Origin of the sequence: Providencia vermicola (assembly GCF_020381325.1) — a bacterium.
Classification (GTDB): domain Bacteria; phylum Pseudomonadota; class Gammaproteobacteria; order Enterobacterales; family Enterobacteriaceae; genus Providencia; species Providencia vermicola.
The window spans coordinates 35,526-54,371 of record NZ_JAGSPI010000009.1 but is presented as its reverse complement, the minus strand read 5'-3'; the positions used below and the strand labels follow the sequence as shown (position 1 = coordinate 54,371).

At 42.8% G+C, this 18,846-nt stretch carries 15 protein-coding genes; 6 read left to right on the top strand and 9 right to left on the bottom strand.

Annotated features, from left to right (window positions below; translation table 11 throughout):
- Position 1 precedes the first annotated feature (1 nt).
- The 3 genes from KDJ85_RS14205 to KDJ85_RS14195 are packed head-to-tail and all read left to right on the top strand — an operon-like array spanning position 2 to position 7,309.
- Positions 2–2,767, top strand: coding sequence for a secretin and TonB N-terminal domain-containing protein (locus KDJ85_RS14205; RefSeq protein ID WP_225820228.1), 2,766 nt, complete (start codon positions 2–4; stop codon positions 2,765–2,767).
- 56 nt (positions 2,768–2,823) lie between these two features.
- Positions 2,824–4,530, top strand: coding sequence for an ABC transporter ATP-binding protein/permease (locus KDJ85_RS14200; RefSeq protein WP_225820227.1), 1,707 nt, complete (start codon positions 2,824–2,826; stop codon positions 4,528–4,530).
- Positions 4,520–7,309 carry a M16 family metallopeptidase gene (locus tag KDJ85_RS14195; protein WP_225820226.1) on the top strand — a complete coding sequence of 930 codons (2,790 nt, stop codon included), beginning with the start codon at positions 4,520–4,522 and terminating at the stop codon, positions 7,307–7,309. The genes KDJ85_RS14200 and KDJ85_RS14195 overlap by 11 nt, the downstream gene beginning before the upstream one ends.
- An 84-nt stretch (positions 7,310–7,393) precedes the next feature.
- Here KDJ85_RS14195 and KDJ85_RS14190 read toward each other — a convergent pair whose 3' ends face one another.
- The gene (locus KDJ85_RS14190; protein WP_225820225.1) at positions 7,394–8,542 is read right to left on the bottom strand and encodes a hypothetical protein; all 1,149 of its coding nucleotides are present in this window, start codon (positions 8,540–8,542) and stop codon (positions 7,394–7,396) included.
- Positions 8,543–8,748: 206 nt separating this feature from the next.
- Here KDJ85_RS14190 and KDJ85_RS14185 point away from each other — a divergent pair, with 206 nt between their 5' ends.
- From KDJ85_RS14185 to KDJ85_RS14175, 3 genes are all read left to right on the top strand, one after another.
- A complete protein-coding gene (locus KDJ85_RS14185) occupies positions 8,749–9,243 on the top strand; it encodes a GNAT family N-acetyltransferase (RefSeq protein WP_225820224.1) in 495 nt (164 codons plus the stop codon).
- A 92-nt stretch (positions 9,244–9,335) separates the two neighbouring features.
- On the top strand, positions 9,336–9,518 hold the full coding sequence (locus tag KDJ85_RS14180) for a type II toxin-antitoxin system CcdA family antitoxin (RefSeq protein WP_225820223.1): 183 nt from the start codon (positions 9,336–9,338) through the stop codon (positions 9,516–9,518).
- Complete coding sequence (locus tag KDJ85_RS14175) at positions 9,518–9,838, top strand: CcdB family protein (RefSeq protein WP_225820222.1); 321 nt, start codon at positions 9,518–9,520, stop codon at positions 9,836–9,838. Before KDJ85_RS14180 ends, KDJ85_RS14175 begins: the two co-directional genes overlap by 1 nt.
- Positions 9,839–9,908: 70 nt before the next feature.
- Here the strand turns inward: KDJ85_RS14175 and deoD are convergent, their stop codons facing one another.
- The 8 genes from deoD to KDJ85_RS14135 form a co-directional block, all read right to left on the bottom strand.
- On the bottom strand, positions 9,909–10,625 hold the full coding sequence (gene deoD / locus KDJ85_RS14170) for a purine-nucleoside phosphorylase (RefSeq protein WP_206084491.1): 717 nt from the start codon (positions 10,623–10,625) through the stop codon (positions 9,909–9,911).
- A gap of 244 nt (positions 10,626–10,869) precedes the next feature.
- Complete coding sequence (gene deoB, locus KDJ85_RS14165) at positions 10,870–12,093, bottom strand: phosphopentomutase (RefSeq protein ID WP_225820221.1); 1,224 nt, start codon at positions 12,091–12,093, stop codon at positions 10,870–10,872.
- A gap of 53 nt (positions 12,094–12,146) precedes the next feature.
- Positions 12,147–13,469 (bottom strand): thymidine phosphorylase, encoded by a 1,323-nt coding sequence (gene deoA / locus KDJ85_RS14160; protein WP_225820220.1) that lies wholly within the window; start codon positions 13,467–13,469, stop codon positions 12,147–12,149.
- 48 nt (positions 13,470–13,517) lie between these two features.
- Positions 13,518–14,297 carry a deoxyribose-phosphate aldolase gene (gene deoC, locus KDJ85_RS14155; RefSeq protein ID WP_225820219.1) on the bottom strand — a complete coding sequence of 260 codons (780 nt, stop codon included), beginning with the start codon at positions 14,295–14,297 and terminating at the stop codon, positions 13,518–13,520.
- Positions 14,298–14,792: 495 nt separating this feature from the next.
- Positions 14,793–16,076, bottom strand: coding sequence for a NupC/NupG family nucleoside CNT transporter (locus KDJ85_RS14150; RefSeq protein ID WP_225820333.1), 1,284 nt, complete (start codon positions 16,074–16,076; stop codon positions 14,793–14,795).
- Positions 16,077–16,379: 303 nt separating this feature from the next.
- The gene (locus KDJ85_RS14145; RefSeq protein ID WP_225820218.1) at positions 16,380–17,165 is read right to left on the bottom strand and encodes a TatD family hydrolase; all 786 of its coding nucleotides are present in this window, start codon (positions 17,163–17,165) and stop codon (positions 16,380–16,382) included.
- Positions 17,158–18,255, bottom strand: a complete 1,098-nt coding sequence (locus KDJ85_RS14140; RefSeq protein ID WP_225820217.1) for a patatin-like phospholipase family protein — start codon at positions 18,253–18,255, stop codon at positions 17,158–17,160. The genes KDJ85_RS14145 and KDJ85_RS14140 overlap by 8 nt, the downstream gene beginning before the upstream one ends.
- Positions 18,256–18,386: 131 nt before the next feature.
- On the bottom strand, positions 18,387–18,797 hold the full coding sequence (locus tag KDJ85_RS14135; RefSeq protein ID WP_047755654.1) for a BON domain-containing protein: 411 nt from the start codon (positions 18,795–18,797) through the stop codon (positions 18,387–18,389).
- Between the last annotated feature and the right edge of the window lie 49 nt (positions 18,798–18,846).

Here is an 18,846-nt window from a genome sequence, read left to right as displayed (position 1 = left end):
CATGTCTATTCAGTTTACTCAAGGCCGGTTAAAGCCGCTTGCCCTTGCTGTGGCAGTTGGTAGCGCAATAGTTTGCCAATCCGCAGCTGCACAAGAGCTGGCATTTTCACTACCCGAACAATCACTTGCAACCTCCGTTGCAGAAATTAGCCGCCAAGGCCAAGTTCAACTGCTGTACGATAAAAGTCAGCTTAATGGCTTACGTGCCCCTGCACTGTCTGGCAATTACTCCGCACAAACCGCATTACAAAAAATACTTATCGGTAGCGGGTTAGAACTTGTCAGTGAAAACGGCGTTTTCGTGATCCGTCAGCAAAATCTAAACCAAGGCACATTGGTTTTACCTGAAACCCAAGTCTCGGGTGTGGTACAAAATCACCCTGCAACCGATGTGATGTCAGCACCGCAATATGTTACCGCCGAAGAGATCAGCCAAAAAAATACGGGTGATGGCAACATTACTGATCTGATGAAAACCAACCCTGCAGTGCAATTTGCTAACAATGACAGCAACTCCATGAACCAAGGGGAAATTAAACCTTCCCGCGTGTCAATCCACGGTTCAAGCAGCTACCAAAATGCCTATCGCCTTGATGGCGTGAGTTTTAATAATGACTTTGACCCTGCCGATAGCGGTTTAGGGGAAACGGCAACTCGCTTAAGTAGCAGCGACCAAGGGATTTACATCGATAGCCGCCTGATTGACAGCATGACGGTGTACGATAACAACATTCCTGTCGAATTTGGTGGCTTTACGGGGGGTACCGTTGAAGTGAATAGCCGCCGCTGGCAAGGAGAGAACAGCGCCCATGCCTATTACCGCTTAACACGTTCGGGCTGGAACAACTTATTCCACGATTCAAGCCAAGGCATTGATACCACTAAGAATGACACTGCCAACCCTGCACGTTTCCAAAATCGCTACGATAAAAATGACTTTGGTGGCTGGTTTGAATTAGGGGTTAGCGAAAATTCAGGGATTGTCTTCTCTGCTTCACGCCGCAGTTCGACCATTCCGATGACTCTCGCCAATGATGGTGCCGCAATGATCAACGGCGATGGCGAGTTAGAAATGACAGATGGGCTGACAGGGAAAAAAAATCAAAAAAGAACTTCCGATAACTATTTTTTGAAATATACCTTTGATCTATCTGATAAAAGTTCTTTTGACCTTTCCGCAAACTATGCTAACTATGATAGTCGCTTATTTACTTCCACTATAATGAATTCTGGCTATGACAGTACACATAAAGGCCTAGGCTTTACTGGTATCTTCAAACATCAATTTGATATGGGCCAGTTAGAGCTTACAGCAAGTACCCAACAGCTAAAAGATGAACGCGCTAATGACCAGAACTATTATGTCGAAGTTCTCGCAATGGATTCTGACTATAATTGGGATAACCGAAAATATCTACGTAGTGGTGGACAAGGCGATTTAATTTCTGAACAAAATAGCCAAACAGCAAAAGCCGTTATGCGATTCACGCCAATGAATGATGGATTAGGGATTAGTCATACCCCTACAATTGGTAGTGAAATAAGCTATACCAAAGGAACATATAAGCGAGATAGTGACTTTTATCGTTATAACTATTCAGGCGTTATTGATAAAAATGACTATTGGAATGGGCAACTCACTAACGTCACTCGCTTCCAAGCCGGTAAACACTCCGCAGATTATACCAATTACGCATTATTTCTTGATGACAACCTGCAATATGACAAGTTAACACTGCGTCCAGGAGTTCGTTTAGACCGCGATGATTTTGTGAGCCGCACAAATATCGCGCCTAGACTTTCTGGCTCATATGACGTTTTTGGTGATAACTCAACGCTATTAATAGCGGGTGCCAATCGCTATTATGGTCGTTCAATGCTCACCTATGCCTTATATGGCGCTCAAAATGCAGGAATGCAAAACTGTAATTGGGGATGTTCATTAGACCCAAGTTTAAATGACTGGGATAATAAAAAAGATTATGAGGGAATTGATTCACTAAAAACCCCCTATAACGATGAGCTCACCTTAGCACTGCAACAAGAGATCCTTTCGACTACGTGGCGCTTACAATACGTACACCGTGAAGGGTATGACGAAGTCAGAACTCGCACCAAATATGACACCCGCGATGCCGACAAACGCAGTATTCGCATGTATGACAATGGTGGTCGTAGTTCTCATGATACAGTCACTTTATCCGTGAAAAATAGCCAACCATGGGAATGGGCTGAAGCTTCTCATGTTATGAATGCGTCTTTCACATGGCAACAAACAGAAAGTAATACACCAAAAGATGCTGGCTATAACTCTTTCGATCCCGCCAATAAAGTCAATCTGAATAAAGTCTGGTATGACGGTAAAGTTATTGACGCCTCAAAACTACCTTCAACCAGCTTTAACTCACCCATCAAGTTAAACCTCGAACTTACCAGTGTATGGGATGAATACGATGTTACTTGGTATAACCGCCTTCAATGGTGGGGAGCCCGCAGCCAAGCCGTTCGGTACGACAACGCCTACGCTGTTGATCCTGAATATGGCCAATTACGCAAATACACCAAGCAAAATTTTGCCAGCAAATACACATGGGATACCCGCCTCGGCTGGAAACCCGACTTTGCTCATGGTTTCGGTTTCTCGGTTGAGGTGAACAATATTCTGAATAATAAAAATATTGCTGATCGCTTTGTTTTCGAAGACCGCGTGCTGAAGTCCTACGATCCAGGCCGTCAGTTCTGGTTACAAGTGAATTACGACCTGTAATACCCGTACGCCTATCGGCAATGTGAGCTATTAAAACAACAAATGAATAAAACGTCATGAAGACACTGAAACAATTTTTCTATTTAGTAAAACCTTTTTGGGGGCAGCGTGCTGCCCTTTTGTGCTGGATACTGCTTTTCGCCTCACTGGGGCTAACGCTGTCATCCGTGTGGTTCAACGTCAAAATGAACATGTGGAACGGCGACTTTTATAACGCGCTACAAAAGCTTGATGGCCAAGCACTGTATGGCTTATTACAGTACTTTGTTATCTTAGTCAGCGGGTTAATCTTTGTAGTGGTCATGGGAAATTACCTCAAACAAATGTTGATTATCCGTTGGCGTAAAGGCATGACTGAGCAAGTCCTTGGCCGTTGGTTATCCCCCAACAGTAAACATTACCTGTTAAGGCTCACCGCCCAAGAGCCCGACAACCCCGACCAACGTATCGCTGAAGACATTCGTTTATTGATTGAATCGACACTCAACCTGGTAGTGACATTCTTACACTCAATGTTAACACTCATCTCATTCGCGGCAATTTTATGGACGCTCTCTGGTAGCCTGTCATTCAACTTTGCCGATAGCGATTGGACTATCCCTGGTTATATGTTCTGGGCTTGTATCATTTATACCCTAATTGGTATCGCCCTCACCCAGTGGATTGGTTTTCCACTGCGCCGTTTGCACATGGATAAGCAGCGCCGTGAAGCCGATTACCGTAGCTCGCTCATTAACTGCCGCCAACACGGTGACGCCATCGCAGGGCAGCGCGGTGAAAACCAAGACAGAAAAGAGTTAATGGGGCGTTTTGGTGAAATCATCACTAACTGGAACCGTTTGATCCGCTGTGAGCGAAACTTATCTTTTTACACTGTGGGTTACCAACAAGTCACCGCATTAGCGCCTGTTTTATTGGCCTTACCTAAATTCCTTGCAGGGGAAATTATGTTAGGTGGATTAATGCAATTGCGCCAAGCGTTCACTAGCGTTGCCACCTCTTTGGGCTGGTTTATTTTCGCCTATAAAGAAATTGCGGCATGGCAAGCTACCGTCTCCCGTTTATATAACTTCGTGGTGTTACTGGAAAACGACAATAAAGCGCAAGTCACTGTTGATGAACAACATGCACCGCTAGCCGCCAAAATTAGCGTATCAACGGCAGATAACCGCCTACTGGTTGAAGACGTTAACTTTACGGCCAAACAAGGGGAACTGACATTAATTTCAGGACGCTCTGGTATTGGTAAATCCACTTTACTGCGCACACTCAGTGGCCACTGGCCGTTCTTTAGCGGTACGATTTCACGCACAGAGCACGTCATGTGGATCCCACAGCGCTTGTATTTACCTGTCAGCCGCTTAGATAACTTACTAGCTTACCCGCAAGCTGCTAGCCAATTTAGCCAACACGATTTTCAATATGCGCTGACCTTAGTGGGGTTAGAAAAACTGCACCATCAGCTCGCCTTAGAAACGGACTGGAACAACCGCCTATCTGGAGGCGAACAACAACGCATCATGTTTGCGCGTTTGTTGCTTAATCGCCCGAAACTCTTACTGCTTGATGAAACTACATCGGCGCTGGATGAAAGCAGTGCATTGGAATTACTCGCACTGTTAAAAGCAGAATTACACGATAGCGCTATTGTACTCGTTAGCCACCAACGCTTTGTTGCGCAATTTGCAGAACAAAAAATTCACCTATCAGAGTCTATCCGTACTGACTCTGTAATGACAGGAACACCTGAATATGCTTCGTAAAATCACCTTTGCTACTTGCATCAGTTTACTGCTAGGAGGTTGTGCAGGTAGTGTTGCCACCAGCCAAAATGCGCAAACCTTACTGCCTGTGCGTAGCGATCTACAGCATTATCAATTAGATAACGGCCTGCAAGTTTACCTCTTACAGCGTAACCAGCCGGGTGTTGAGTTGCGTTTATTAGTGAGTAGCGGCTCATTGCAAGAAAATGAACAGCAGCTTGGTCTTGCGCATTTTACCGAGCACATGGCCTTTAAAGGCACCAAACATTTTCCCGGTACAACGGGCTTTAAACAGCTTGAACAGCAAGGGCTGAAGCTGGGTAGCCACGTTAACGCCATCACCAGTTTAAATTCCACCCTGTATAAGTTGTCGTTACCCGATGCAACCGCGAAACAGGTAGAGACTGGCTTGCAAGTCATGGCAGACTGGGCCTCAAATATGACGTTCGACCAAGAGGCGTTTGAAAAAGAACGCCCTGTGATTGTCGAAGAGTGGCGCTTACGCCAAGGGATGGGCTACCGCATTAATGATAGTCTTGAAAAATTACGTTACCACGGCAGCCGTTATGCAGAACGTAACCCAATTGGTTCCCTCGATATCGTGCGCCAAGCACCAATTGAACAAGCAAAAAACTACTATCAAACATGGTACCAACCACAACGCATGACCCTGTTAGTGATTGGTGACTTTAATAGTTCTTCAGTTCGCCATCAGGTCAATACTTTATTTGCCTTACCTAAACCTGAAAAAGTGGCAGAAGATAACCCGCAATGGAAGCAATTTGCTAGCTCCACCAATATGTTAGTGCAAGGAATTTTTGATAAGGAACAAGGTGCACGTTATGTTCAATTTTCCTTACAAAAAGATGTTAGCGCACCACTGAATACCCGCTTAGGGCAACAAGAAGACTTATTAGACAGTTTATGGCTCGCCATTTTAAACCAACGCTTTACGGTGATGGTGGATAATGGTGTTCTGCCATCGATCAGTATCAATGAGCAAGGTGCAATGCTGGATAACCAACGTTTACAGCAACTGATGATTATCCACCCGAAAGGCAATGACTATGCAGGTGCCACTCAAATTCTGTTTACGGAATTACAGCGATTAGCCACTGAGCCTGTAACCCAAGAAGAGCTCGATAGTGCAAAACAAGCGATGTTGAAAAAGCTCAGCTTACAAGCCGCCTCTGAACAACGCTACAGCAATGATTATCTGGCAGGGCAGCTGACGACCGCCCTTGAGTATGACATGCCAATGTGGAATAAACGCCAGCAATTGGATGGCAGCTATCAATTGATTAATGGAATAAAACCACAAACGTTACAGCAACACGTGGCAAAATTCCTACAAGTGGCTTCCCCACGCTTAGCGCTGATTGGCCCAGATACTGATGCCCCAACCGTGGATAAATCCACATTTAATACCCAATGGCTCAACGTCCGCCAAAGCTCACCAGGGCCATTTACGTTACGCTCAAAAGCCATTGCCTTGCAACTGCCTGAAGTGGCAAAAGGCACTATTGTTGAGCAAGCCAAATTGCCCGTTGATAAAACCGAGCAATGGACATTAAGTAATGGCATCAAAGTGATTGTTAAAACGGATAAAAATCTTAAAGATGATATTCAGTTTAACCTTCAATTACCAGGTGGCCGTTCCTTAGAAACCCAACAAACTGCAGGTTTAACCGACTGGGCATTGAAACTGCCTGAAAGCAGCGGTTATGGTCACTACAGCGCGCGTGATTTAGCGCTGCTCGCAAAACAAAACCAAATTTCGCTACGCCCTTACAGTGAGTTACTGACACACGGCTTTCGTGGTAAAACCCCTGTCGATAACCTCGAAACCGCATTACAGCTACTGAATTTAAAACTCACTGCGCCGCAATTTAGCGGGGAAAAACTCGAGCAACAAAAACAGTCTTTTGCGTTAAATTTATCGAAAACGCCTGTGGAGCGAACCTTCCTCGATAATATCAATCAGGAAAGTTATACCCACGGTGAATTTTTAGTCATCAATCCTCAAGGTGGCTGGCAGCAATTCACCGCACAACAATTGCAACAAGCCAATCGCCAATTAGTCACCTCAACCGCGGATATGACGTTGGTCATAACAGGGGCGATGAATAGCAAAGATCTGAAACCAATGTTAGAGAAATGGGTTGCTTCACTGCCATCTAATGACCAAAAATTGGTATCACGCGACCAAGGCATCATGCCAAAAATGGCGAGTTTCAATAAAACCTACCCGATCAGTAGCAGCGATAAAAGTATGGTGAGCATTCAATTTGCGGCGCCTGCAGTTTGGACACAGCAAGATCAACTCGCACTGCAATTGATTGATACCCTTGTTAGCCAACGCTTACGCGGGGAACTACGTGAAAAAGCCAGCGGAATTTATGCGCTCGGTTTCTCTCAAATGTTAGCGAAAAAACCGCAGCCTTATTACCTTGCTCGCTTGAACTTCACCACCTCCCCTGAGCGTGCGCAGGAAATGACAGCAATCGCGCAAAAAACCATTGCGCAAATTCGCCAATCGGGTGTGAGTGAAAAAGAGTTAACGGAAGCCAAAAATATTTGGTTAACGGAGCATTCGCAAGTCACTGACAGTGCAAGCTATTGGACAGAAGCACTGGCACAAATCGCTGCTGATGATGGGCTATATCAACGTTTGAACCAAGAAAAAGCCATTGTGCGCCAACTCACAGTTGAAGATATAAACCGTTTGGCTCGTCAATATTTAGGGCAAAACAGCAAAGTGTTTATGATGACGCCTTAATATGCATTAGTAAAATGAGTCCGTAGGTATAACGGGCTCATTTTTTTATTGTTTACCATACTCTTATATGACCGAAATTTGTGATTAATTTCTAGAAAAGAGTCTTCGTATATTATTAATTACTCGATTGAATATATGTGAAACTATTTTCTTTAAACTGACTTCCTTCAATAACTCTTCCGTAGCTACACTTCCTTTAGGTTCCAATAATTCTGTTTTACTTGCAACACTGAGTTTTTCATCACTCTTCAATTCATTTATTCTATCTATTGAATGAATATCAATGAAATCATTAACCATTTTAGCAATATTTTCATGAGTGTAATCTGATATTCTTTGCTTTAAATCAGATGCGTGTTTTTCAATATTTTCAATAGGCTCTTTTTCAAAATTATCTACAATTACCATTTTAAATTCATTGAGTTTCCGTGGGGTAATACTTTGCAACCCAAATACGGAATTTATGGCGTACCAAACTCGGCTTATCAGATTTTTGTTTTCTCTAATATACAATTCATGCTCATCTAAATATTTATTAATGATTGTATCTATTTTCTTACATACTAATTCATTATCATATTTTTTTAATATCCCCTGCATATTTAACATTTCAATTTCAAATTTTTCGGGTGTTTCACTTGATTTTAACTCATTAAATCTTTCCTTAATTTTAGCTTCAATCAAATTTAATGAGCGTCCCGAAATCTTGTCAAAAATCACTTTAATTTTAATTGCTTCCTCTATCGTATGATGTGGAAGAATTTTTTGAAATTCAGGTTTTTTTTCACTTAATCCCGATTGATTTAATTGTTTTTCTTTTATTGAATCATTAGATAAATCGTCACTATGTGATTTTCGCTCAGTCACTTTATCAAGTGTATTTTCTTTTTGCTCAGTTTGTGTTTTTTTAGCAGGAAGTGATTGTTCAGGAGACGAAGAAAAATAATTTGTGCTAGCTTTCATACCCCGATGAAAATACTTATCAATTTTATATTTCGCCTTCTTATTAGCCTCACTCTTTTTCGCCCATGCCTCCTGTATTTCCTTCATTCCATCATCACCCACACTATTCTTCAAACTCACTATTTTATCTATTATTAGATGGCTAGAACCCTTATAAAAGTTATATCTTCTAATAATATTATCTACCATATCATTCAATGAAATTGATGGATCCGTTTGTTTTTTAGCATGATTTTGGGGTGTTAGGCTTATAGCTTTAGGGATTTTCATATTAAATTTCCTATTTTTAGGTAAAAAACATAAAAATCATATATAAGCCCACAGGCTTTCGATATCAGATAGCGATTCCTTTATTGTTTTTAAATCCAGCCAGTAAAATGTAATGTGACTACTTGATTTATATAATATTGTTAGTTGACATATATTATTTTTAATGTGATTAATATCCTTCTAGAAAATGATAATAAGAGAAAATCATGAGTGACGTAATCATACGCAGAGCGACAATGGCAGATATCCCTGCCATCACACAAATTCACACGGACTATTCGGCTTACGCCAATACATTACAGTTACCATACCCAACAGAAAAAACATGGGAAGCGCGTCTTGGGGCGAATGATCCGCTTGTGACGCAGTTTGTCGCCACCATTGATAATATCGTTGTCGGATTACTGGTTATTAGCCAACCAAGCCAAGTTCGCCGCCGTCATGTGGCCACCTTTGGCATCACGGTTAGCGAAACACACCAAGGAAAAGGCATTGGCTCAAAGCTGATGCAAGTGATGGTAGATTACTGCGATAACTGGTTGAATGTGCACCGCATTGAGCTCGAAGTGTTCGCTACAAATGGTAGCGGAGTCGGGCTATATGAGAAATTTGGCTTTGTGCAAGAAGGCCGTATGCGAGATTATGCGTTTCGTGACGGGCAATACGTTGATGCCGTGATGATGAGCCGAATAAAAAGTTAGTCCTAAAATTCGCCCTATTCATTGCGAGTGGCTTGGAGCTATCTTAAACTAATAAATATTCTGTGCCTCCATAATTTGAGATAATAAATAAAATGCAAAATCATTTATCTAAGCCATTAAATCAAACACTTCCTCATAAGAGTCCTGCTGCTTTAGTTAAATCAGCACCTAAATCGGAATGGAAAGAAATACATAAAATCGCCATTGATGCATTCAATGAATTCGAAGAGCAAGCGGGTCTATTTACTGATGATGGTGAGTATGGAGTAATTTGATGCTGCAATATGCCGTATACCGTAATAAGTCCATTAAGTCTAAAGAACAATACCCTTATATTATTGATATCCAAAATAACTTACTTGATGACTATCATTCACGAGTAATTATGCCTATTGCTCCGCTATCACAAAAAAATGCGCAAATAAAAGTCTTATCACCAATAATCACAATTCACGGCATCCATCATGTAATTATTACAAAATCAATTACAACCGTTTCTAAAAATAAACTCAAACCAAATGACCTTGTTTGTATTATACCAAGCATTCATACCAAAATTATTTCTGCTGTTGATATGATCCTTTCAGGTATCTAGTCGCTATTTAAGCAAAAAAATGCCACGCTATACGTGGCATTCATCGAAAGCTATTTATCAAATCAAACGATTATTTGTCGCCTAACAGTACTGAGTCCAGTGCGATTTCAATCATTTCATTAAATGTAGTTTGACGCTCATCAGAAGTGGTTTGTTCACCAGTTTTGATATGGTCTGATACGGTACAGATAGCCAGTGCGCGTGCACCGTATTCTGCCGCAACACCATAGATACCCGCAGCTTCCATTTCAACACCTAAGATGCCGTATTTTTCCATCACTTTGAACATATCTGGATCTGGCGTGTAGAATAGGTCAGCAGAGAACAGGTTACCCACACGGACGTTAACTTTTCTGGCTTTTGCTGCTTCAACCGCATTGTGAACTAAATCATAGTCTGCGATTGCCGCGAAATCTTGGTCTTTGAAACGCAGGCGGTTAACTTTAGAATCTGTGCAAGCACCCATACCGATAACAACATCACGCAGTTTCACATCATCCATCACTGCGCCACATGAACCTACACGAATAATCACTTTTACACCGAAATCGGTGATCAATTCTTTTGCATAGATTGAGCAAGAAGGGATACCCATGCCGTGACCCATGACAGAAATCTTACGACCTTTATAAGTCCCTGTAAAACCTAACATGCCACGAACGTTGTTCACTTGACGGACATCTTGCAGGAAAGTTTCTGCGATGTATTTTGCACGTAATGGATCGCCTGGCATCAGAACGACATCAGCGAAATCACCCATTTCTGCATTAATATGTGGAGTTGCCATGATTATTTCCCTTTAAACGATAAAATATTTTTAAAATAAATAAGGTGGTCCCCCACCTTATTATTAGAATCAGAATTCCATAACCCTAAGCAATTATTACCCTAATTAACTCATTACCCTAGATAATTTGAGTTGTAGCTAGGCGGCTAGCAAAATCATCCCTATGAGCATACATCAGTATGTGATTAGGGTGGTTTTGTGCAGCCAACACCGCTACAGCTCAAAGTATGACGGGTAATTGGGATTAAAGCATTGGTTTACCGTAATCCATTGGCGACAAATCAAAATACTTAGCGACTGTCTGACCAATATCTGCGAACGTTTCGCGGTGACCTAATGAACCTGGTTTCACTTTTGGCCCATAAATGAGAACTGGAATGTGCTCACGTGTATGATCTGTACCTGGCCAAGTTGGGTCACAACCGTGGTCAGCTGTTAAAATCAGAATGTCATCTTCTTTAACCAGTTTCATTAATTCAGGTAAACGGCGGTCGAACAGTTCTAATGCTCCTGCATAACCTGCAACGTCTCGGCGGTGACCGTATGCTGAGTCAAAGTCAACAAAGTTAGTGAACACGATAGTGTTATCACCCGCCAGTTTCATTTCTTCTACTGTTGCATCAAACAGTGCATCGATACCTGTTGCTTTAATTTTCTTAGTGATACCAACGTGTGCGTAAATATCCGCAATTTTGCCGATAGAAACAACTTCACCTTGTTTCTCATCCACTAATTTTTTCAGTACAGTTGGTGCTGGTGGTTCAACCGCTAAATCGTGACGGTTGCCCGTACGTGAGAAGTTACCTGCTTTATCACCAACAAATGGACGCGCGATAACACGGCCGATGTTATAACCACCTTTTGTTAACTCTTCACGTGCGATTTCGCACAGCTCATACAGTTTGTCTAAGCCATACGTTTCTTCGTGGCACGCAATTTGGAATACAGAGTCTGCAGAGGTATAGAAAATTGGTTTCCCAGTTTTCATGTGCTCTTCACCCAGTTGGTCTAGGATGACAGTACCAGATGAATGGCAGTTACCTAAGTAGCCTGGCAGGTTAGCTTTTTTAACTAAAGTATCTAGCAGTTCTTGTGGAAAGCTGTTTTCTTCGTCAGAGAAATATCCCCAATCGAATAACACAGGCACACCCGCGATTTCCCAGTGGCCTGATGGGGTATCTTTACCAGAAGAAATCTCGCTTGCGTAACCATATGCACCGATAATTTCAGCATTAGGATCAAGACCCGCAGGGAATGAACCGCTTGATTCTTCTCCTGCTTTACCTAAACCTAATTTTGTTAAATTAGGTAAATGCAGAGGCCCTTTACGACCAATATCCGCTTCGCCGCGTGCACAAGCATCTGCAATGTGACCCAATGTATTTGAGCCTTCATCACCAAATTTATGTGCATCGTGTGCAGCGCCGATCCCAAAGGAATCCAAAACCATAATAAATGTGCGTTTCATATTTTTCTCCTGCGGTATTTATTAGAACGATATACCACTAAAATCTATTTGTATTACTCGCTGATTTGGCGATAAACCATCGGCGTTTGCTCAGGGGAATTATCACCAATCACCATTGCTGCGCGCACTTCTTTTGCCGCTTCTTCCCATGCTTTTTCACTGTTTGCATGGATAATTGCCAATGGTGTTTGTGTATCCACTTTCGCGCCAAGTGCCGCGATATCACTCAAACCAACACTGTAGTCAATTGGGTCTGTTGCTTTACGGCGACCGCCGCCTAATGTCACAACGGACATCCCCAATGCACGCGTATCCATTTGCGTGATAATACCGTTTTTCGGTGCATAAACGGCTTTGCTCAGCACGGCAGTTGGTAGGTATTTGTCATAATTTTCAACAAAATCTACTGGGCCTTTTTGTGCTGCAACCATACGGCCAAACACTTCTGCCGCTTTACCGTTATCCAGCACCGCTTGCAGTTTTTGGCGAGCCTCTTCACGAGTAGCTGCTAACGAGCCTGAAACCAACATTTCCACACAAAGTGCCATTGTCACTTCATACAGACGTGGATTACGGTATTCGCCAGTTAAGAATTGCACAGCTTCGCGCACTTCAACCGCATTACCCGCACTGGACGCCAACACTTCGTTCATGTCGGTTAACAATGCCGTCGTTTTACACCCTGCGCCATTTGCCACTTTGACAATTGACTCTGCCAGTTCTTCTGATTTCTCATAGGTTGGCATAAATGCGCCAGAGCCGACTTTTACGTCCATGACTAAGGCATCAAGGCCTTCAGCCAGTTTTTTACCTAAAATGGATGCAGTGATCAGCGGAATCGAGTCAACTGTTGCAGTAATATCACGGGTTGCATAAAAGCGTTTATCTGCTGGTGCTAATGAATTGGTTTGCCCAATAATTGCCACACCCACACCTTTAATAATGTCACGGAAACGAACATCATCAGGAAAGATATCGAAATTAGGGATAGCTTCCAGCTTATCCAGCGTACCACCTGTATGACCCAGACCACGGCCTGAAATCATAGGGACATAACCGCCGCATGCAGCGACCATTGGGCCTAGCATCAGGGAAGTCACATCACCAACACCGCCTGTAGAGTGTTTGTCCACCAACGGGCCGTTAAGGTTGAGTGATTTCCAATTCAGCACCGTTCCTGAATCACGCATAGCCAGCGTCAGTGCAACACGCTCAGGCATCGTCATATCGTTAAAATAGATGGTCATTGCCAGTGCAGCAATTTGACCTTCCGAAACAGAATTATCACGAACACCATTGATAAAAAAGCGAATTTCCTCTTCGCTTAATGGTTTACCATCGCGTTTTTTACGAATAATTTCTTGTGCCAGAAACACGATATACTCCTTTAAAGTCGAATTTATCGGCTAACAATAATGCGAAAATTAATAATTGCTGCTTGATTTTTTAACGTCGTAACCCAGCGTGTTTAATAAATTTGCTAGTAAGCTTGATGCGCCAAAACGGAAGTGGCGGCTATCAGCCCAATTGTCACCTAAAATTCGGCCTGCTAATGCTAAGTAATCCGCAGCTTCTTCTGCGGTACGTACACCACCCGCAGGTTTGAAACCAACGGTTTTTGCAACGCCCATATCACTGATGACTTGCATCATGATTTCTGCACTTTCTAATGTTGCGTTAACAGGCACTTTACCTGTTGAGGTTTTGATAAAATCAGCACCTGCTTTAATTGAAATTTCAGACGCTTTACGAATTAACGCAGCATCTTTTAATTCACCTGTTTCAATGATCACTTTCAGTAACACATTGGCAGCTGCACAAGCGTCTTTACATGCTTTGACTAAATCAAAACCGATTTGTTCATTGCCTGCAATCAGCGCGCGGTATGGGAATACAACGTCAACTTCATCCGCACCATAAGCAATAGCCGCTTTGGTTTCTGCTAATGCGATTTCAATATCATCATTGCCATGTGGGAAGTTGGTTACGGTCGCAATGCGAACGTCAGGTGTGCCTTGCTCACGCAAAGTTTTACGCGCAATTGGAATGAAACGAGGGTAGATACAAATTGCCGCTGTGTTGCCAGCAGGGCTTTTGGCTTGATGGCATAATGCGATCACTTTTGCATCAGTGTCGTCATCATTCAATGTGGTTAAATCCATCAGGGTCAGCGCGCGTTGTGCGGCTGCTTTTAAATCAGTCATATAACTCTCCAACGTTATTAATTCTTCAGAACGACACGTTCTTTGTTGGCGAGCGGGCTTGGTTCCTTAAAGATGCCAGCCGGATGCTTCCGAACTGAGCAGCTGAGTTCCTTCTCACCGCACGATGCCCTAGAGTCATTCGACTCTGAGAACTAGCAGTTCCATTAGCAGCTTACTAGTGTCTATTTGACCATGGAACAGCGTCACTTTATGTGCTACAAATCACATTAATCGACTGAATGTTACATTATTAAATATAATTATGTGAATCAGATCTCATTATACCCGATCCAACTGTTAATTTATTCACTCAAATGGCTTTTCTAGCCTTAGACAATCATTAATTGACTAAGTTAAGAATAGTTGAAATTCTGCCGTTGAATATAAAAGATAGCAAAAGAATATAACCGATAAAAATAAAAGCGAAAGAGCTACGCCCTTCCGCTTCTATAGTGAACAGGCTGAATAAACCTGCCTAAAATCTTACACGATGCTTTATGCTACCGCAGCTGCCCCCAAGGTCAAGAATAAGCCAGCAATAGTCGCGCTCATTAAGTTAGATAATGTTCCTGCCATGACTGCTTTCATGCCAAGACGCGCAACGTCGCCACGGCGATTTGGTGCCATTCCGCCTAAACCACCCAGCAAAATTGCCACTGACGATAAGTTCGCAAAACCACACAATGCGAATGAAATAATGGCTTTTGTATGGTCAGATAGCACTTGCTTACCTGCTGCAATCACTTCTGCATCTGCCTTCATGTATTCACCGAAATTCATGAACGCAACAAATTCATTCACAACAATTTTTTGACCAATAAATGAGCCCGCAATAGTGGCTTCGCTCCACGGCACACCAATTAAGTAAGCAATAGGCGCAAACAACCAACCTAATAGCAACTCAAGGGACAGCTGCGGATAATCAAACCAACCACCAATGCCACCTAAAATACCATTGATTAATGCAATCAATGCAATGAACGCTAATAACATAGCGCCAACGTTCAATGCTAATTGCATCCCTGACGATGCTCCCGCTGCTGCGGCGTCAATAATATTTGCAGGACGTTCATCTTCTGCAACTAAATCAGTCGCGTTAACTCTATCGCGCACATCTTCTGTTTCAGGAACCATCAGTTTTGCGAATAACAGACCACCTGGTGCCGCCATAAATGATGCGGCAATCAAGTATTCCATTGGCACGCCCATTTGTGCGTAACCCGCTAGCACAGAACCCGCCACTGACGCTAAACCACCACACATAATCGCGAACAGTTCAGAAGTGGTCATGGTTGCAATGTAAGGACGAACAACTAAAGGTGCTTCAGTTTGCCCCACGAAAATGTTCGCCGTCGCAGATAAGGACTCAGTTCGTGATGTGCCAAGGACTTTCTGTAAACCGCCACCCAATACTTTAATTACCAACTGCATGATACCTAAGTAATAAAGTACAGCGATCAATGATGAGAAAAACACAATAATAGGCAGAACGCGAAAAGCAAAAATAAAGCCGCCACCGCCAAATAATTCAAACATTTTGTCGGACACTAAGCCGCCAAAAATAAAGCTCATACCATCTTGACCATATCCGATGACTTTAGAAACACCATCAGACATCCCTTGTAGCACGCTGCGCCCAGCAGGGACATATAACACTAATGCACCGATTGCCAATTGGATAATAAAAGCACCACCTACAGTGCGAAGTCTTATCGCTCGGCGATTGCTAGAAAATAGGATAGCTATCGCGATGAGTACCGCCATTCCTATAATACTCATAATGAGTTGCATGGAAGGATCCCTGTTCACTTGATTCTAGGTTGATATATAAGGAAACGTGTAAGTCGCCTTGTCTCTTTGTGTGATGATTATACCTAGTCATCATGAATAACTCGCAATGTTCATCACAAATACGAGGTGCAAGAAACACTGAAAATTCAAATAATGTGATAACAATCACAAAATTCAGTCAGTTTTATCTGGAAAGGCGCTAAAGGTGTCATAAGTCATAGTAAAAGCTGAATGGATTAAATCAGATGGGAAACAGATTTATATAAGCATTACTTATCGTTTTAACTGTTTTTACTTTGTCAGATTAAATAACGACAGGCTATTATTGTAAAGTTGTTGAGCGATTTCTTCTGGAGATTCGTGGCGAAGCTCACAAAATGAACGAAAAACCCACTCAATACGCTCTGGTCGATTGGGCTCTCCCTGGAAACCTGAGACAGGCATATCTGGCGCATCAGTTTCAAACAATAATGATGTGAGTGGTAATTGCGACATCACATAGCGAGTTTTATTAGCACGCTCATAGGTTATTGTTCCCCCGACACCAATATAATAACCGAGTTTAACAAAAGCTTGAGCTTGGGATAGGCTCCCCGAAAAACCATGTACTACTCCACGAGCTGGCACATCAATACGGCGCAATATCGCTGCTAGCGGGTCATGCGTTTTGCGAGAATGCAAAATGACAGGTAAATCAAACTGTTTTGCCAGCTTAAGCTGCGCAATTAACAATTGCTGTTGGCGCTCAAACTGCGGGTTTGGCATGTATAGATCGAGCCCAATTTCCCCTACTGCCACACAGTTTGTATTTTTCTGCTGAAGGTAATCCACTAATACATCAAAGTGTGCATCTTGATACTGACTGATATACAGAGGATGAAACCCCATCGCTGCATGCAATTGAGGGTATTGCTGCGCCAATTGCCACACACGAGCGAAGTTATCTAAACTCACCGTAGGGATAACAATCTGTTCTACGCCACTTTGTTGTGCAAGGTGCAAGCTTTCGCTAAGCGCATCACTAAAAGGCGGAAAATCAAAATGGCAGTGAGTATCAATAAATTGAGGTTTATCCATTACGATTTTCATTCACTGGCAATATAATTGAAGGTGCCTCAGCAAGCTCTGGCACTAGATCTTCAGGCACTGATGCATTTTGCTCTGAAGGTTCGATATCAATCTCAAGGGGATTGAGTTCCATCTTCTGTGCCAAAGTGCGACTGAAGCTGTTTTGACTCTGATTAAACCCTGCACCAAGCGCTGCCATGAAATAACGTCCACAACGTCGCCCTGTATGATAGTCTTCATTTAAGGAAGAGATTTTACTCCCCAATGCGCTACTTTTTAGCGGAACAGGTGGGTAAATTTCGAAAACTTGCACATCTTTAGGCGGATTTTCAATAAATTCTTGCGTCTTGCGATAGCTTTTCAGATGCACTTTCAACATCGCCGCCATGCGCTGTAATCCGTTATTCTCACCTTCCAACCAGCGCGTCATTCTTTTCACCCATTCAGGGGTGAAATACATTTGGGATGGCACAGTACGGATCACCACAATTGTTTCAGCCCCACGTCGGTAGGCTTCCTCAACAGGGATTGCCGCACTGATCCCACCATCGTGATATAACGTGCCATCAAATTCAACGCCTTCGCGGTAGAACCCAGGGATTGCACTCGATGCACGAATAATATCCAGCCAAGTATCTGCATTGGGTTGTAAAAACTCAGCAGAAAAATCATCACTACGGCTAGCCCCCATATAAAATTCACGGCCTGAATCCAAGAGATCCAGCCCCGCTTCCATTCTCAAAGGGAACTCTTTTGCTGTGGTTTCGATCAACCAATCGAGGTCAATGAGGTGACCCCCACGGATAAAACGTAGTGGATTAAAAAACGCAGAATTAGTGGTATAACGAGTGATCACACGGCGTGCATAGCCTGCTTGCCCGCAGATATAAGCAGATAAATTTTGCGCCCCTGCGGAGGTACCAATCATTAAATCAAATGGGTTAAAATCAGAAATCAGAAACTCGTCCAGTACACCTGCAGTAAAAATCCCTCGCTGCCCGCCACCTTCACAAATCAGTGCGGTTTTTCCTGAGTTGATATTATCTAAAAATGCGAGAGGCTCAATAGTGCCTAAAGTGACTGAAACGTGTTTTCCCATAATACACCTGAATGACTTGAATAGCTTTCATTGACTCAAAAACAGAATGAGCTTCCCTTTGAAAGCTCATTCTATCGACATTGTACAATAAACGTTCATCAATTTGGGCTATTGAGACATTTATTTACAGATTAGTTAGCAAGCACCAATCCATTTTGCACAGATTTCACCCCATTAACGCGGGAAGCAACCTGCGTAATTTTATCGATTTGGTCAGCAGATTTCACAAAACCTGAAAGATAGACTACACCGTTAACCGTTTTCACGGATACGCTATTGCTAGAAATTCCCTTGGTGCCCAATAATTTGCCTTTCACATCCGCAGTAATTGCCGAATCATCAATGTATTCGCCCGTATTTTTTGCGCCGCTAGAGATAGCATTCCCCGTATCTTTACCTGCCATTTCAACGGTTTTGGCCGCACTATCCCACGTTTCAGAAGCTTGTTTTTTCAGCGCGCCATCTGATGATGAGCTGCATGCAGTGAGTGCAAAGCTCAATCCAATAGCAGTAAAACTACTTAATAGTATTGCCTTTTTCATAGGAACCTTCCTTTCACTGTGGTAAACGAGTTAACGTTACTAGCCTAAG

Bases quoted from the DNA above. Each gene is read 5' to 3' on its own strand.
- KDJ85_RS14185 (WP_225820224.1), top strand. From the start codon at position 8,749: ATGAGTGACGTAATCATACGCAGAGCGACAATGGCAGATATCCCTGCC.
- KDJ85_RS14180 (WP_225820223.1), top strand. From the start codon at position 9,336: ATGCAAAATCATTTATCTAAGCCATTAAATCAAACACTTCCTCATAAG.
- KDJ85_RS14190 (WP_225820225.1), bottom strand. From the start codon at position 8,542: ATGAAAATCCCTAAAGCTATAAGCCTAACACCCCAAAATCATGCTAAA.
- deoD (WP_206084491.1), bottom strand. From the start codon at position 10,625: ATGGCAACTCCACATATTAATGCAGAAATGGGTGATTTCGCTGATGTC.
- KDJ85_RS14135 (WP_047755654.1), bottom strand. From the start codon at position 18,797: ATGAAAAAGGCAATACTATTAAGTAGTTTTACTGCTATTGGATTGAGC.
- KDJ85_RS14200 (WP_225820227.1), top strand. From the start codon at position 2,824: ATGAAGACACTGAAACAATTTTTCTATTTAGTAAAACCTTTTTGGGGG.
- KDJ85_RS14175 (WP_225820222.1), top strand. From the start codon at position 9,518: ATGCTGCAATATGCCGTATACCGTAATAAGTCCATTAAGTCTAAAGAA.
- deoB (WP_225820221.1), bottom strand. From the start codon at position 12,093: ATGAAACGCACATTTATTATGGTTTTGGATTCCTTTGGGATCGGCGCT.
- KDJ85_RS14140 (WP_225820217.1), bottom strand. From the start codon at position 18,255: ATGGGAAAACACGTTTCAGTCACTTTAGGCACTATTGAGCCTCTCGCA.
- KDJ85_RS14195 (WP_225820226.1), top strand. From the start codon at position 4,520: ATGCTTCGTAAAATCACCTTTGCTACTTGCATCAGTTTACTGCTAGGA.
- KDJ85_RS14145 (WP_225820218.1), bottom strand. From the start codon at position 17,165: ATGGATAAACCTCAATTTATTGATACTCACTGCCATTTTGATTTTCCG.
- deoC (WP_225820219.1), bottom strand. From the start codon at position 14,297: ATGACTGATTTAAAAGCAGCCGCACAACGCGCGCTGACCCTGATGGAT.
- KDJ85_RS14150 (WP_225820333.1), bottom strand. From the start codon at position 16,076: ATGAGTATTATAGGAATGGCGGTACTCATCGCGATAGCTATCCTATTT.
- KDJ85_RS14205 (WP_225820228.1), top strand. From the start codon at position 2: ATGTCTATTCAGTTTACTCAAGGCCGGTTAAAGCCGCTTGCCCTTGCT.